Below are 1139 nucleotides of genomic sequence, written 5' to 3' on the forward strand. Positions count from 1 at the left end.
ACTCCCAAATACCATGGAAATAAGACACGCAACACTTCCATCCTCCGAGGTTGTTGACAGTTCGGGGGACAGCCGATGCTCACCGGAGTCGTTGAGGTTTCCAAAATATCTACACAGGAAGACTGACTGACGCTGGTCAGTCCGCCCGCATCGACCGCCCAGTACCAGATGTGAGTACTTCTTCGTCGAAGAGAGCGCGCTCGAGTGAGAGCGCTCCCGGTCCGCTCAACACGACTGCGAGCGCGAGCAGGACCAGCGTGAGCGTGTATTCGATGCCGCCGCTAGAGGAGGGATATCCGTTCGGGAGATGGACTGCCACCATCGCAACGAACATGATGATGGCAATCAACGAACCCGTGATACGAACGAACAACCCAACCAACAACAGGAATCCACCGACGAGTTCGACGAGACCGACACCCCACGCCGCAACGGCGGGGAGTGGAACACCGAGGCTCGCCAAGAACCCCGCGAAACTCGAGATTCCCATTGATTTTGGCCCGACTGCGAGGACTTTGCCAGCGCCAGAGACAATCATGGGTATAGCCAATGCGAGCCGAAGGAGCACAGGACCCCACTGCGCGGCCGTCTCAGTTGGAGACTGACGAGACACGGCGAATCACCTCACCTCACACATTGGACGGTTTTGCGTTTTGTAACCTAGTTTGTATTTTATTTTGTACTTTCTTTTGGATTTTAATTCCATTGCATTACCATATTCAGTTAACAAACCATATAATATGTGGCAACGAGAGTATAAGTATCGGCTCGGGCGAGAGAAGACGCAATCAGACGCGGTCTCCGAGAGCGGAGGGCTCGCCGGCCAATCGTCCGATTTTTTGCTGGCAACGGGAAATCACCGAGTATGGCCGATTTCGACCCGGAGAAGTTCGAGGACAAGTACGCCAACTACTTCCCCGAACTCCAGCGCGCGTACAAGAACGCCTTCGAGACGATGAACGACGAGTTCGACTCGACGCTCATCCACGGTATCGACCAGCAGATTCTGAACGAGTCCGAGCCGTTCTACGAAGACGGCGACTTCACCGTCGAACTCCCCGAGAATCCGTCGGAACGACTTACGGCCGTCGAAATCGACGACGACGAGCTCGAATCCGTTCTCGAACGGTATCTCGACG

At 55.0% G+C, this 1139-nt stretch carries 2 protein-coding genes; one reads left to right on the top strand and one right to left on the bottom strand.

The annotated features are described in order from the left end of the window. Positions 1-136: 136 nt before the first annotated feature. Positions 137-613, bottom strand: coding sequence for a DoxX family protein (locus QT222_RS00775; protein WP_081603717.1), 477 nt, complete (start codon positions 611-613; stop codon positions 137-139). A gap of 252 nt (positions 614-865) precedes the next feature. Between QT222_RS00775 and QT222_RS00780 the strand changes: the two genes are divergently transcribed. Beyond that, positions 866-1139, top strand: a 274-nt coding sequence (locus QT222_RS00780; RefSeq protein ID WP_491475988.1) for a DUF5783 family protein, incomplete at its 3' end; no start/stop codon positions are given.

The sequence above is a fragment of the Haloferax sp. s1 genome (genome assembly GCF_058382125.1).